The 13,399-nt window shown below is 58.3% G+C and carries 11 protein-coding genes; 5 read left to right on the forward strand and 6 right to left on the reverse strand.

Annotation, left to right across the window (positions count from 1 at the left end; genetic code table 11):
• Positions 1-8: 8 nt before the first annotated feature.
• Positions 9-848, reverse strand: a complete 840-nt coding sequence (locus ACQZ6F_RS08430; RefSeq protein WP_449092131.1) for a DUF4432 family protein — start codon at positions 846-848, stop codon at positions 9-11.
• A 252-nt stretch (positions 849-1,100) separates the two neighbouring features.
• Between ACQZ6F_RS08430 and ACQZ6F_RS08435 the strand changes: the two genes are divergently transcribed.
• The gene (locus tag ACQZ6F_RS08435; RefSeq protein WP_449092402.1) at positions 1,101-2,537 is read left to right on the forward strand and encodes a L,D-transpeptidase; all 1,437 of its coding nucleotides are present in this window, start codon (positions 1,101-1,103) and stop codon (positions 2,535-2,537) included.
• A 106-nt stretch (positions 2,538-2,643) separates the two neighbouring features.
• Here the strand turns inward: ACQZ6F_RS08435 and ACQZ6F_RS08440 are convergent, their stop codons facing one another.
• The 5 genes from ACQZ6F_RS08440 to ACQZ6F_RS08460 form a co-directional block, all read right to left on the reverse strand.
• Entirely contained in the window at positions 2,644-3,792 is a 1,149-nt protein-coding gene (locus ACQZ6F_RS08440; RefSeq protein ID WP_449092130.1) for an iron-containing alcohol dehydrogenase, read from the reverse strand.
• Positions 3,789-5,174: an aldehyde dehydrogenase family protein gene (locus tag ACQZ6F_RS08445; protein ID WP_136687100.1), complete on the reverse strand. Its 1,386-nt coding sequence runs from the start codon at positions 5,172-5,174 to the stop codon at positions 3,789-3,791. The genes ACQZ6F_RS08440 and ACQZ6F_RS08445 overlap by 4 nt, the downstream gene beginning before the upstream one ends.
• A gap of 162 nt (positions 5,175-5,336) precedes the next feature.
• A complete protein-coding gene (locus ACQZ6F_RS08450) occupies positions 5,337-6,707 on the reverse strand; it encodes a glutamine synthetase family protein (protein WP_174071678.1) in 1,371 nt (456 codons plus the stop codon).
• A 126-nt stretch (positions 6,708-6,833) separates the two neighbouring features.
• Entirely contained in the window at positions 6,834-8,405 is a 1,572-nt protein-coding gene (locus tag ACQZ6F_RS08455; RefSeq protein ID WP_077469113.1) for an amino acid permease, read from the reverse strand.
• Positions 8,406-8,530: 125 nt separating this feature from the next.
• Complete coding sequence (locus ACQZ6F_RS08460; RefSeq protein WP_449092129.1) at positions 8,531-9,298, reverse strand: N-formylglutamate amidohydrolase; 768 nt, start codon at positions 9,296-9,298, stop codon at positions 8,531-8,533.
• A 180-nt stretch (positions 9,299-9,478) separates the two neighbouring features.
• On the opposite strand from ACQZ6F_RS08460, the gene ACQZ6F_RS08465 reads away from it, so the two are divergent.
• From ACQZ6F_RS08465 to ACQZ6F_RS08480, 4 genes are all read left to right on the forward strand, one after another.
• Complete coding sequence (locus ACQZ6F_RS08465) at positions 9,479-10,351, forward strand: MurR/RpiR family transcriptional regulator (protein ID WP_449092128.1); 873 nt, start codon at positions 9,479-9,481, stop codon at positions 10,349-10,351.
• A 187-nt stretch (positions 10,352-10,538) separates the two neighbouring features.
• Positions 10,539-11,642, forward strand: coding sequence for an ABC transporter substrate-binding protein (locus ACQZ6F_RS08470; RefSeq protein ID WP_077469119.1), 1,104 nt, complete (start codon positions 10,539-10,541; stop codon positions 11,640-11,642).
• Between the two features lie 73 nt (positions 11,643-11,715).
• On the forward strand, positions 11,716-12,606 hold the full coding sequence (locus tag ACQZ6F_RS08475) for an ABC transporter permease (protein ID WP_449092127.1): 891 nt from the start codon (positions 11,716-11,718) through the stop codon (positions 12,604-12,606).
• A complete protein-coding gene (locus ACQZ6F_RS08480; protein WP_068398287.1) occupies positions 12,603-13,391 on the forward strand; it encodes an ABC transporter permease in 789 nt (262 codons plus the stop codon). The genes ACQZ6F_RS08475 and ACQZ6F_RS08480 overlap by 4 nt, the downstream gene beginning before the upstream one ends.
• Positions 13,392-13,399: the final 8 nt, after the last annotated feature.

Consider the following 13,399-nt stretch of genomic DNA (forward strand, 5'->3'; position numbering starts at 1 on the left):
GGCCAGCCTCAAACGAAGGCAAAGTTGAGCATGAAATTGCGGGCTTCGCCGGGCTGGAGAACATTGAATTCGCCTGCTTCCTCCAGCTCCGCGCGCGAGACCCAGCGATGCGAAACGGGCTCGATGCCCAGAACATCAGCCGGTGCGCGTTGATTGCGCCAGACCTGCAGGAACGGCAACGTATCGGTGCTGAAACGCACCCTCAATGTCTTGCCGCCAGTGGCTGCGATCGGACCGAGGCAAACCTCCGCCCAGTCCTTGCTCTTCTCCAGAGCCGGCACGCAGAAAATGCCACCCAGCTCATCGCCGAAGGTCCAGGGGAAACCGCCATTCTCCAGCATTTGGCCCGACAGTCGGGTGCCGTCGTCAAACCATTTGCCGCCGACATTCATGTGATACATCAGGAAGACCGGCATCGCCTCTGAACTCGTATTGACGACGCGATCGGCAAGAGAGACCTCACCCGTGGAACCATCGATCTGCCAGAGGCGTTCCAGCCGAGCCGTTCGTCCCTCTGCGGTGACGATGTCGATATCCGCTCGGCATTCCGCATTGCCATTCTCGAATCTGGTCCAGAGAATTTTGGCGGGATGAGACGCTAGGGAACCATGCAGCGGATAGCGTTTGCCCTCATATGCTCCCGACATCGGTTCGGGATGACGGATGTGATCCGGCCCGCAGGTGAAGAGGAAACCTTCTACGGAATGGCTGATCCGCGGATCGCCGTCGTCGGGAACGGCGCGTCCGGGCGCCAGATTGTTGCCCTCGACGATGCAGGCGCCGATATCCAGCACGGAGCCCTCGTCCAGCGTCAATTTCGGCCCTTTGGCCGCGGAAAAATCGATCATTACCCAAAACCCTCCCTGGTCGGCGCTACGCTCTGGCGTTGTTCCATAATGGCGAGCGGCGCAAATAAACGGTGATTTGGCTTACCGAATGTTAACTTGAAGCCTTGATCACGGAATTTTTTATATTTTATTCAGCATGATAATCTAAATTTCCATACTGGCGTCAAATTTGCCATGTGTGAGTCAGCCGAACTACCATCCAAGGATTCGACAGACGTGAACCGGTTCGTGAAATTGAGTTTTACCCTGGCAATGGCTGCCACCGTGTCCGCGCTCGCGCTCGGCGACGCGCAGGCACAGTATTATCGCAGCGGAGGCCGCGATACGGTTCTCGTCACTCCCGATGGCCGTATTATCGATCAATACCCCTCTGGCGGTGGATATGCCATGGCCCGCGACGGACGCGGCCGGCGCGTTCTCATCGACAGCTACGGCAATGTGGTCGCCACGGAGATGCGGGCAAGCACCTATTATCCGCGCGCACCGGGCCGCGATGCCAATGGCGACAACGGATACGGCGGCGGCAACCGCTACGGCGATACGCAGCTTTCCAACAATGGCGGCGGTTATCAGGACTATCGTCAGTATCGCAATGACGGCTATGGCAATGGCGACGGATACGCCGACAACGGCTATGACCAACAGGACCGCAATGTTGTGACGGGCGGCATTCCGCGCGATGGCGACATCCAACGCCAGCCGCTCGACAACCAGCCGCTTCCGGGCGCCAAAGGCCAGCAGGCGAATCCGGGCGGCAATGACTACGCATCGATAGATCCGCAGCAGGAAACACCTGACATCGTCCGCAAGCCGCCAGCCGAACCGGTGATAAACCTCAAGGGCAAATCGAAGATGGAGATCACCGCGCTGGAGGTCTTCCTTTCTCGCCAGGGCATTTCGCCCGGCGCAATCGATGGCCGCATGGGCGCGAACGTCACCAAGGCTGTTTATGCCTATCAGCAGATGACCGGGCAGACGCTCGATCCGAAAAACACCGACGCCATCCTCGAACAGTTGCGGATGTCCGGGGGAATGCCGATCATCAACTACACGATCACAGCCGCCGATGCGGCCGGCCCCTATGTCGCCTCGATCCCCGAGGATTATGCGGCAAAGTCGCAGATGCCATCGCTTGGTTATACGTCGACGACGGAAATGCTGGCCGAACGCTTCCATATGGATGAAGGCTATCTGAAGGAACTCAACCCCGGTGTCGACTTCACCGTCCCGGGTAATACGATCAAGGTCGTCAACACCGGCCCTGCCAGAACCGGTACGGTCGCGAAGATTCTCGCAGACAAGGGCCGCAAGCAGGTTTTCGCCTATGATGCCAACGGCACACTGATTGCGGCCTATCCGGCAAGTATCGGCTCGACCGACACGCCCTCGCCCTCCGGCACGGTAACGGTCGAACGTGTCGCCTTCAATCCCGGCTATACATACAACCCGAAGATCAACTTCCAGCAGGGCGCCAACGACAAGGTCCTCAACATTCCACCTGGTCCGAACGGCCCGGTCGGCACCGTCTGGATGGCCCTGTCGAAGCCGACCTACGGTATCCACGGCACGCCAGAACCCTCGAAGATCGGTAAGTCGCAGAGCCACGGCTGCGTTCGTCTCACCAATTGGGACGCGACCGAACTCGCCAAGATGGTCAAGCCAGGCGTCGTCGTCGAATTCGTTGACTGATTGCAGATGACATTTACGAAAAAGCCGCTGGATGAGCCCATCCGGCGGCTTTTTTATTTCGCTAACTGATGCGCCGCAATTCAAGCGCAGCACATCAATGGCTTTTTCAGAAGCAATCGCGGAACAATGCCTTGGTGTTTTCCAGCGTCAACGGCACCGGATTGCCGCCGGCGCTTGGATCTTCAATTGCCATGGCCGAGAGTTCATCGATCCGGTCGGGCGCAATACCCATGTCCGAGAGGCTTTCGGGAACGCCCAGTTCAGCACGCAACTGCAACACGTAATCGTAGAAGCCGTCGAAACCGCCCGAAATGCCGAGATAGGCCGCGGCGCGGGCAATCTTGTCCTCGATAGCCTTACGGTTGAAGCGCAGGACGGCCGGCATGACGACGGCATTGGTCATGCCGTGATGGGTGTTGTAGACAGCGCCGATCGGGTGCGACAGTGCGTGAATAGCGCCAAGACCCTTCTGGAAGGCGACAGCACCCATGGCGGCAGCGCTCATCATATTGGCGCGGGCTTCAAGATCGGTTCCTTCGCGATAGGCGCGTGGCAGGAATTCCTTGACCAAACGCATGCCTTCCAGCGCGATACCGGCCGACATCGGATGATAGAAAGGCGAGGAATAGGCTTCCAGGCAATGGGCAAACGCATCCATGCCGGTACCGGCCGTGATGACCTTCGGCATGCCCACGGTCAGTTCCGGATCGGCGATGACGACGCCCGGAAGGAACTTCGGATGGAAGATAATCTTCTTCACATGCGTGGCGGAATTGGTGATGACGCTGGCGCGACCGACTTCAGAGCCGGTGCCCGCGGTGGTCGGCACGGCAACGATCGGGGCAATGCCCTCGACGCTGGCGCGGGTCCACCAGTCGCCGATATCTTCGAAATCCCATACCGGCCGGGTCTGGCCGACCATGAAGGCGACGCACTTGCCGAGATCGAGACCGGAGCCGCCGCCAAAAGCGACAACGCCATCATGGCCGCCATCCTTGAAAGCCTTGACGCCGGCTTCGAGGTTTTTCTCATTCGGGTTCGGATCGACGTCGGCGAAAATGGCGCGGCCGAGGCCGGCATCTTCCAGAATGTCGAGCGCGGTCTTGGTGATCGCCATCGAGGCAAGCCCCCGGTCCGTGACCAGGAGCGGCTTCTTCATGCCCAGGCTCTTGCAGGCGTCCGCCAGTTCCTTGATCCGGCCGCGGCCGAGCTTGAAGGCGTTCGGATAGCTCCAATTGGCTGAGATATTGCTCATGCTGTTACTTTCTTCAGGTGATAGGATTTCGGACGGGTCAGATTGTGGAAGCCGATGATCGACAGCGAGCCGCCGCGACCGGTTTCCTTGACACCGGTCCAGCAAAGCGCCGGATCAAGATAGTCGGCACGGTTCATGAAGACGGTGCCGGTTTCGATCTCGCGGCCGATGCGCGAGGCGCGTTCGACATCCTTGGTCCAGAGCGAGGCCGTCAGGCCATAGGGGCTGTCATTCATCAGCTCCAACGCTTCCGCATCGCTCTTCACCTTCATGATGCCGACGGCCGGACCAAAGGTCTCCTCGCGCATGAAGGCCATCGAATGATCGACATTGACGAGGATCTGCGGTGCGAGATAGGCGCCGCCATCATCGGCTGGGAACAGCTTGGGATCGACCAGCGCCTTGGCGCCCTTCGCAACCGCATCGGCGATCTGCTCGCGCACGACCTTGGCAAAGCGCTTATGCGCCATCGGCCCGAGCGACGTTTCCGGATCGAGCGGGTTGCCAAGCTTGTAGTTCGAAACCCAGGCAACCGACTTCTCGACGAAGCTGTCGTACAGCGACTCGTGCACATAGATGCGCTCGATGCCGCAGCAGCACTGGCCGGAATTGAAGGTGGCGCCATCCATCAGCGTATCGACGGCAGCGTCGAGATCGGCGTCTTCCATGACATAGCCCGGATCCTTGCCGCCAAGCTCAAGCCCGAGGCTGGTGAAGGTGCCGGCAGCAGCGCGCTCAATGGAGCGCCCGCCTTCGACAGAGCCGGTGAAATTGACGAAATTGAAGCTGCCGGCGGCAATCAGCGCCGAAGTCGTTTCATGATCGAGGAAGACATTCTGGAAGACATCGGCGGGAACGCCTGCCTCGACGAACGCTTGTACCAGCCGCTCGCCGACCAGCAGCGTCTGGCTCGCATGCTTGAGGATTACGGTATTACCGGCCATCAGCGCCGGCGCGATCGTGTTGATCGCCGTCATATAGGGGTAGTTCCAGGGCGCAATGACAAAGACGACGCCATGTGCTTCACGCTCGATGCGCCGCGCGAAATTCGCGCTGTCTTCGACAACCAGCGGCGCAAGCGCATCGGCGGCGATAGAGGCAACATAGTTAGAGCGCTCGTTGAAGCCGCGATATTCGCCGCCATACTTGATCGGCCGGCCCATCTGCCAGGTAAGCTCCGGCACGACGACATCGGCCATCTCATTGAGACGGGCGGTGCCCTTCAGCACGAGCTGGACACGATCTTCGAGCGGGCGGCGAGCCCAATCCTTTTGCGCCTTGCGGGCGCGGGCCACCACTTCTTTGGCCGCATCCAGCGACAAGGCCGGACGTTCAGCATAAACCTCTCCGTTCACCGGGGAGACGCATGTGATCATGGTCATGATCGAATTCCTGTTTTCATCGCCAACAATTTGATTATCCGATGCTTCACAGCCCGTCGCCTGCACCATTGCTTAGAGGCAAAAGACAGACGTGCGGAGCATCCTCATGCCCCTACCCGACCATAGAATGAAAATCGGGCAGAAGGCAGATCGCAAGCAGCCTTACGCCCTTTCGAATCCGCGCGCCACTTCCCAATCGGTGATGCGACGATCGTACTCTTCCTGCTCCCATTCGGCAGCGCGGGTGTAGTGATCGATGACATCGTCGCCGAAAGCAGCACGCAGCATCTTCGAATTGGCAAGGGCCTCGGTCGCACCGCGCAGCGTGCGCGGTATCTCGCGAACTTCGCGCGCGCCATAGGCATCCCCGACAAACGGCGCTTCCAGTTCGAGCTTGTTTTCGATGCCATCAAGACCGGCAGCGATCAAAGCGGCGAACGCCAGATAAGGGTTAAGGTCGGAGCCGCCGACGCGGCATTCGATGCGGATGCCCTTGGTCTCGGCGCCGCACAGGCGATAACCGGCCGTGCGATTATCCGTGCTCCAGATCGCCTTGGTGGGCGCAAAAGTGCCGGCAACGAAGCGCTTGTAGGAATTGATGTAGGGCGCCAGGAAATAGGTGATTTCGCTGGCATGGTTCAAAAGACCGGCGACATAGTGCTTCATCAGCGGCGTCATGCCGTGTTCCTGCTCCTTGTCGAAGAACAGCGGCGTCTTGCCATCGGCGCTCCAGAGCGACTGATGGATATGCGACGAGCTGCCGGCGGCGCTGTAGTTCCACTTTGCCAGGAAGGTGATGGCCTTGCCCTTCGACCAGGCAATTTCCTTGCAGCCATTCTTGATGATCGTATGGCGGTCGGCCATGGTCAGGGCGTCGGCATAGCGCACGTTGATTTCCTCCTGGCCGGCCGAGGCCTCGCCCTTGGAGTTCTCGACCGGGATTTCGGCGCCCTGCAGCCCCTTGCGGATCGCCCGCATCACATCCTCTTCCTTGGTGGTCTGGAAGATGTGATAGTCCTCGTTGTAGCCGCTGACGAGATTGAGGTTGCGGTAGCCGGATTCGCGAGCACTGTCATAGCTCTGGTCGAACAGGAAGAATTCAAGCTCCGAGGCCATGTAGGCCTTCATGCCCATCGCCTCAAGGCGCTTGATCTGCTTTTTCAGGATCGCGCGCGGCGAATGCGCCACTTCTTCATGCGTGTGATGATCAAGCACGTCGCACAGCACCAACGCCGTGCCTTCCAACCATGGAATTCGACGAAGCGTCGCAAGATCGGGCTTCATCGTATAGTCGCCATAGCCCTTTTCCCAGCTGGTCGACTTGTAGCCGGAGACGGTTTCCATCTCGATGTCGGTCGCCTGCAGATAGTTGCAGCTATGCGTTTCCTTCCAGGCGCTTTCGACGAAGAATTCCGCCTGGAAGCGCTTCCCCATCAAGCGGCCCTGCATATCCACCTGGCATGCCAGAACCGTGTCGATGCGCCCTTCGGCCACATCCTTCTTGAGGTCGTCGAACGTATAGCTAGTGGTCATGATTAATCCGCCTGAAAGATAGAAGAGTGATCGGCCGGAGCGCTGCTGGACATATTACCCCAAGCCGCTCGTCAAGTTGGATGGGGCCGCAACAGCGGCCCCCGCCGGATCGATGATATGTGAGGATTACGTCTCGCCGACGGCCCGTTCGGCAGCAGCGATATCGGCCTGACGCTTGGCAATCATGTCGCCAATCGGCGGCCCCTGGAAACGGCGCTTTTCAAAGGCGAACCAAACGATCGCGGTCAGCACCAGGAAGCCAATCGTAATGTAAAGCGCCCATTCATTCGGTGGCTGCACACCAATGATGAAGATGATCGCCATGGCAAGGATCACGAGAACCGAGACCACCTTGTAGAGGCCGATACCCATGTTCCATGGCCCCATTTTCGGCCATTTCGCAGTTCCGATCGCCTTGATGCCGAGTACGATCGGCACGGTGAAGGAGAGGAAAAGGAAGATGACCGTGCACGACACGACGATGGTATAGGCCGAGGAGCCGGCGATCGTGACGAGCGACGCACCCCAGACGAACAGCACGGCAAGAACCGCAGCCGTCCAGATCGCGACGGAAGGCGTCCTAAACTTCGGGCTGACGCTGGCAAGCGCCTTCGAAAACGGCAGGCCGCCATCGCGCGAGAAGGCATAGATCATGCGCGAAGCCGATGTCACGGTCGCAAGACCGCACAGGAGCTGCGAGATGAAGATCGCCACGTAGAGTATATTGGCGACGACAGGATTGGTGATGCTGTTGATCGTCCAGAAGAAGACGTTCCAGCCCTGCTTCGAGGCTTCGTTCATGTCCGGGATCGCCAGCAGGAAGGCGAGCAACATGATATAGCCGAAGAAAGAGGACCACCAGACCGAGGAAACCATGCCGCGCGGCACCGAGCTGGATGCCTTGACGGTTTCTTCGGAGGTATGCGCCGAGGCATCGTAACCGGTGATCGTGTAGATCGGCAGCAACAGGCCAAGGGCGAAGACGTACCAGATATTCTCCATCTTCGGCCAGACCGATGAATCACCTTCCGGCGTGCCGGAGTAGTTGGTGAACGTCCAGATGCGGCTGATATCCCAGCTCTTGACGCCGATGAGGCAAACGATGGTCAACGCGATCGCGGCAGCGAAGATCAGGTAGCCGGACATATCCGTCAGCTTTGCCGTCAGCTTGATGCCGAAATGGTTGATCAGGGCTTGCAGGCCGGTGATGACGGCAACGAAGATGATCTGGTTGGCAAAACCCGCCGATGTATTCGTGTCGACGGCAATGCCGAACCAGCTGGCGATGGAGCCGCTGAAGAAGCCCCAGGTCCCAACGTTGATCGCACCGAGAACGGTGATCAGGCCGAGCAGATTGAGCCATGCCGTCAGCCAGCCGGTGAAGCGGTTACCGAGGATCGAACCCCAGTGATAAAGGCCGCCAGCAGTCGGATAGGCCGACGAAATCTGCGCCATGGAGAGAGCGAAAACGCCGGAAATCAGGCAGCCGAGCGGCCAGCCGATGCCGATAGCGGCACCGCCGGCGCCCGATGTCGCCTGCGCGAGCGAATTGATACCACCCGATAGAATGCAGATGATGGAGAAGGAAATGGCGAAATTCGAAAACGAACTCATGCGCCGTTCCAGCTCCTGGGCGTAGCCCATGGAGTGCAGGATATGCACATCCTGCTTCTTGTCTAAGTCTGTATATTCCGGCATGTCACTCCCCTAAAGCCCTGTCGTCCGCGGGATTGCGGAGAACCATGTGCACTGAGCGGCCCGCCTTTCGGCACGCCGCCTTGATCGCAGTTGAACTGCTCCCCGGGGTCTTTTTCTTTTTATGCTCAGGCTTCCAGACTGCTCTGGAGAAGCCCAGTCAGATAATCGGCCACGACCCCTTGGCCGACGTCGTCTTGGATGAGGTCGTTGCGGACCTCTATCATTACGTTATGCAAACCATTGGCGATCCCATGCAGCTTCAGCGTATGGGTGACACCATCTTCAGGCCCGTAAGGTTGGTTACGTTCAGTCTGATAAAGCGGCGCTTCAGCCGCTGCGTCCAGCATGCGATCGGCCAGCCAATGGTCCTCGTCATGCAGAATGCCAAGCTCCACAGCACGCGGCTTGCCGTTATAGATCGGCGTGAAGCTGTGGATTGTCACGATCACGGTTTTTTGTCCGCGCGCCGCCCTTTCTTTCAGCAGTGACCGGATACGGTCATGAAACGGGATATAAAGGCCCTCCGTACGCGCCTGTCGACCCGCCTCGTCCAGGCTTTGATTGCCGGGAATCGTATAGATCTCGCTCGTCTCCGGCATGGCGCCGGCGCTTTCCGGCGGGCGATTGCAGTCATAGATCAGCCGCGAGAAGCGCTGATAGACCAGGGTCGCATCGAGGCCTGACGAAATCTTCTTTGCAACCGCGAGTGCGCCCGGATCCCAGGCGATGTGGCTGGAAAGCGCCTCGGCGGAGAGCCCCAGGTCTCCGAACCGCTCGGGCAAGGCGCGGGAAGCATGTTCGCAAATGATAAAAATCGCACTGCTTCCGTGCGGCCTTTCGACCGCAACACAATCACCGTCCGCCTTCGTCAAAATGCCTTGCTGTGCAAGCATCCGGGACGCCCCATCGCCGATTAATAAAATGTTTATAAGAAAAGAATTCTTCAGGTTTTGGTCGGTGTCAACCCGAAACTGAAATTATTTCTTCATTTGTGACATTGACTCGAAATGTGACAGCGTTGTTATATCCTCGCAGGAGACTGGCATAAGACCGTCCCGGGGAGCAAAAATCGAGTGAACAATGCGTCGAAGACAGTTTCTGACGTGATCAACGCGCGCTTTGACACGCTGACGCGTGCCGAAAAGCAGCTGGCTAAGAGCCTGCTCGACAACTATCCCGTTTCGGGTTTGGGCAGCATCACGACAGTCGCGGAGAATGCCCGCGTATCCACGCCGACCGTGGCGCGCATGGTTCAGAAACTCGGATACAAGGGCTACCCGGACTTCCAATCCCATCTTCATCAGGAGGTCGAGGCGACGATCTCCAACCCACTGACAAAGCATGATCGCTGGGCATCGAATGCGCCAGGCACCCATATTCTCAATCGCTTCGCCGATGCCATTACCAATAATCTCCGCCAGACGCTTTCCGATATCGACGCCGCGACGTTCGACGGCGTTGCAGCCCTGCTGTCCGAACGCAAACGCGGGCTCTATTTCGTCGGCGGCCGCATCACCGGCGCGCTTGCCGAGTATTTCTTCACCCACATGCAGGTCATCCGCCCCAATACGACGCTGCTCTCCTCCAATTCCAGCACCTGGCCGCAATATGTGTTGAATATGAATCCGGGCGATCTGCTCATCATCTTCGATATCAGGCGCTACGAGCAGGAAATGGTCAATCTGGCCGCCGCTGCCCGCCGTCGCGGCGCGGAGATCATCGTCTTCACCGATCAATGGGCAACGCCGGCCGCCAAGCACGCCAAGCACACTTTCCGCGTGCAAATCGAGGCGCCGTCGGCCTGGGATTCATCGGTCGTCACGCTCTTCATCGTCGAAGCCCTGATCGAAGCCGTGCAAAGTCTCACCTGGGACGAGACGAGCGAGCGCATGAAAACGCTCGAAGGTCTTTTCGAGCAAACGCAGCTGTTCCGCAAGCTGAACTAGAGGGAACGAAGCCACGAAAATACATGGGGGTGACGCGGTGAGAAATGCAGCAGCTGTCACACTTGGCGATTAGAAGCAAAATCATGCGTGTTTACTGTAAACGCAATGCTTTGAAGCCGTCACACAACCTTCATGCAACGTCATTAACAGCAACGCCAGCACTGAAAACCCTAAAGGAGGAAATGCAGTGATCTCTAAAATTCATCGTCTTCTGGCAGTCTCCACTGCGATGCTCGTCGCTTCGACGGCTATTGCGGCCGCAGAACCGAGCGCCGATCTTATCGCTGCCGCCAAGAAGGAAGGCACGCTGACCACGATCGCCCTGCCCCACAACTGGTGCGGTTATGGCGACCTCATCGCTGCGTTCAAGGCGAAGTACGGCATCGAAGTCAACGAACTGAACCCAGACGCCGGTTCGGGCGATGAAGTTGAAGCCATCCGCGCCAACAAGGGCAACACCGGCCCGCAGGCTCCTGACGTCATCGACGTCGGTCTCTCCTTCGGCCCGACCGCCAAGAAGGAAGGCCTGCTGCAGCCGTATAAGGTTTCGACCTGGGACTCCATTCCGGACAGCGCCAAGGATGCCGAAGGCTACTGGTATGGCGATTATTACGGCGTTCTCTCCTTCGTCTCCAACAAGGACGTCGTAAAGAACCCGCCGAAGGATTGGGCTGACCTGCAGAAGCCGGAATACGCCAACACCGTTTCGCTCGCTGGCGATCCGCGCACCTCGAACCAGGCTGTCCAGGCTGTTTACGCCGCTGGTCTCGCTGCTGGCGAGAAGGATGCCACCAAGGTCGGCGCTGCTGGTCTCGACTACTTCGCCAAGCTCAACAAGGCTGGCAATTTCGTTCCGGTTATCGGCAAGTCTGCATCGCTCGCTCAGGGCGCAACGCCGATCGTCGTCGCCTGGGACTACAACGGCCTTTCCTGGCGTGACAGCCTGAACGGCAACCCGCCGGTAGACGTCACTGTTCCGGCTTCGGGCGTTATCGCAGGCGTCTACGTCCAGGCGATCTCGGCCTACGCTCCGCATCCGAATGCTGCCAAGCTCTGGATGGAATTCCTGTACTCCGACGAAGGTCAGATTGGCTGGCTGAAGGGCTATTGCCACCCGATCCGCTTCAACGACCTGGCGAAGAACAAGAAGGTTCCGCAGGAACTTCTCGACAAGCTGCCGCCGGCTGCTGCCTACGAAAAGGCTGTCTTCCCGACGCTCGATGAGCAGGATGCCGGCAAGGCCGCCATCACCACCAAGTGGGATTCTGTCGTCGGTTCGAACGTACAGTAATCAAACCTGACACGACCTCCCCGCTTAGGCGGGGAGGTTTTCCGTTTTTTTGACGCCGCGGATTGGGCCAATCATGAGCATCGTCACGACATCAACGATCAGTTCTCCTCCCCTGATCAGCAAGCGCGTGGTTGTTGACTGGCTGGGCATTGCGCCCTTCCTGATCTTCGCGCTGCTGTTTCTGATTTTCCCGACAGTCTACCTCGTCGCCGGCGCTTTTCTGACGCCCGACGGAAGCTTTACGTTCAAGAATATCGGCGATCTGTTCACGCCGACGATCATGAGCGCCTACTGGATCAGTATCAAGATTTCGGTCGTGTCAGCCCTCGGCGGTGCGATCATAGGCTTCTATCTCGCCTGGGCGCTCGTGCTTGGCGGCCTCCCCACATGGCTCCGCCATGCTTTCCTGACCTTCTCGGGCGTCGCGTCTAATTTCGCCGGCGTGCCGCTGGCCTTCTCGTTCATCGCAACGTTAGGCCGTCAGGGTCTTGTTACCGTATTGCTCGCTCATTTCGGTTTCAATCTTTATTCGAGCGGCTTCAATCTTCTGAGCTTCATCGGCCTTACCATCACCTACATGTACTTCCAGATCCCGCTGATGGTGCTGATCATCACGCCGGCACTCGATGGCATGAAGAAGGAATGGCGCGAAGCTGCCTCCATTCTCGGGGCGACCAACAAGCAATATTGGTTCATGGTCGCATTGCCGATCCTGTGGCCCAGCCTGCTTGGCACAACGCTGCTGCTATTCGCCAATTCCTTTGGCGCCATCGCGACGGCAATCGCGCTCACCGGCAGCTCATTGAATATCGTTCCGATCGTGCTCTACGCGCAAATCCGCGGCGACGTGCTGCACAACGCCAATCTCGGCTATGCGCTGGCACTGGGCATGATCGTCATCACCGGTATTTCGAACGTCATCTATATCTTGATGCGCATGCGCGCTGAACGGTGGCAAAAATGAAGCTGCAAAAATTCTTTGCCTGGATCGCGGTCGCCATCGGGCTCATCTACTTCATCGTACCGCTCATCGGTACCCTGGAATTTTCGCTGCGCATGCGGCGCAACGCCTACAGCTTCGACGCCTATGCCTCGGTCTTTTCGGACTTCGGCTTTTTGGTCGCCTTCGGTTTCTCCATGCTGATGGCGCTTCTGACCATCATCTTCGGCATGCTTCTTGTCGTGCCGACGGCCTATTGGGTGCGGCTGCGACTGCCTCAGCTTCGTCCAATCGTCGAATTCATTACGCTGATGCCGCTGGTCATTCCGGCCATCGTCATCGTCTTCGGCTATCTCCGCCTCTACAATTCGTCGTCGATCCTGCCGCTGACCGGCTATAACGCCACGACGAACATTCTGCTTGTCTGTTCCTACATTGTATTATCCCTGCCCTATATGTATCGTTCAGTAGATACGGCGATGCGCACCATCGATATCGGCACGCTGACAGAGGCAGCCGAAAGCCTTGGTGCAAAATGGACAACGATCATGTTCAAATGCATCTTTCCAAATGTCATGAGCGGTGTGCTTTCCGGGGCTTTCATCACCCTCGCGATCGTCATGGGTGAATTCACCATGGCATCACTGCTCAATCGTCCAGCGTTTGGGCCCTACATGCAGCTCGTCGGCGCGAACAAGGCCTATGAGCCGTCGGCCTTGGCGATCATCGCGCTTGCTGTGACCTGGCTTAGCATGGCCCTCCTCCAGCTGGTCTCCCGTTTCTCAAAATCCGCTCCGATTAAGGCGTAAGGTTCCCC

The sequence above is a fragment of the Rhizobium sp. A22-96 genome (assembly GCF_053521805.1).

Excerpts from the sequence above, each read along its gene's own strand:
- ACQZ6F_RS08430 (WP_449092131.1), bottom strand. The coding sequence starts at position 848 with ATGATCGATTTTTCCGCGGCCAAAGGGCCGAAATTGACGCTGGACGAG.
- ACQZ6F_RS08435 (WP_449092402.1), top strand. The coding sequence starts at position 1,101 with ATGGCTGCCACCGTGTCCGCGCTCGCGCTCGGCGACGCGCAGGCACAG.
- ACQZ6F_RS08440 (WP_449092130.1), bottom strand. The coding sequence starts at position 3,792 with ATGAGCAATATCTCAGCCAATTGGAGCTATCCGAACGCCTTCAAGCTC.
- ACQZ6F_RS08445 (WP_136687100.1), bottom strand. The coding sequence starts at position 5,174 with ATGACCATGATCACATGCGTCTCCCCGGTGAACGGAGAGGTTTATGCT.
- ACQZ6F_RS08450 (WP_174071678.1), bottom strand. The coding sequence starts at position 6,707 with ATGACCACTAGCTATACGTTCGACGACCTCAAGAAGGATGTGGCCGAA.
- ACQZ6F_RS08455 (WP_077469113.1), bottom strand. The coding sequence starts at position 8,405 with ATGCCGGAATATACAGACTTAGACAAGAAGCAGGATGTGCATATCCTG.
- ACQZ6F_RS08460 (WP_449092129.1), bottom strand. The coding sequence starts at position 9,298 with ATGCTTGCACAGCAAGGCATTTTGACGAAGGCGGACGGTGATTGTGTT.
- ACQZ6F_RS08475 (WP_449092127.1), top strand. The coding sequence starts at position 11,716 with ATGAGCATCGTCACGACATCAACGATCAGTTCTCCTCCCCTGATCAGC.
- ACQZ6F_RS08480 (WP_068398287.1), top strand. The coding sequence starts at position 12,603 with ATGAAGCTGCAAAAATTCTTTGCCTGGATCGCGGTCGCCATCGGGCTC.